The organism is Oleiphilus sp. HI0066 (genome assembly GCF_001635725.1).
Window position 1 is genome coordinate 1 of the sequence record NZ_LWFH01001521.1, and the last position, 739, is coordinate 739.

General features: G+C 44.1%; 1 protein-coding gene. It reads left to right on the plus strand.

All coding sequences use genetic code 11. The features are described from left to right. The coding region (locus A3738_RS23645) for a class II glutamine amidotransferase (protein WP_197473990.1) at positions 1–739 on the plus strand (739 nt) is incomplete at both ends.

The following is a 739-nucleotide window of genomic DNA, read 5'->3' on the forward strand; positions in this document are numbered from 1 at the left end:
GAGTATCGAGGTTATGACTCTGCAGGTGTATCTGTGTTATCTCAAGACGGAGAATTTCAACGTGTACGTCGTGTCGGTAAAGTGAAAGCATTAGCCGACGCGCTAACAGAAACTCCTTGCTTAGGTGGTACTGGCATCGCACATACCCGTTGGGCAACACACGGTGAGCCTAATGAACAAAACGCCCATCCACACACATCAAGTAACGAAATTACCGTCGTACATAACGGGATTATCGAAAACTATTTGGACCTAAAAAAAACGCTCATTGGATTAGGGTATATTTTTACGTCCGATACCGATACCGAAGTAATTGCCCATCTTATTCATCATGAACGCAAAACTAGTTCCACTCTTCTAGAAGCATTCCGTCAAGCCATTCGTCAGCTAGTCGGTGCATATGGAACCGTGGCAATGGAAACAGCAGATCCAGATAGATTGGTCGCAGCGCGTTCTGGTAGCCCACTCGTCATTGGTTATGGCATTGGAGAAAATTTCTTAGCGTCCGATCAGCTAGCATTACTTCCCGTTACGAATAGATTTGCCTTTCTTGAAGAAGGAGACATTGCTGAGCTAACTCGCCACAGCGTAACAATTTTTGATCTCAACGATGAACAAGTTGAGCGGGAAGTAAGCGAATCAGATATAACGCATGACGCTGGAGATAAGGGTAAATTCAAACACTACATGCTGAAGGAAATTTATGAGCAGCCTGTCGCTTTGAAGAATACTTTAAATG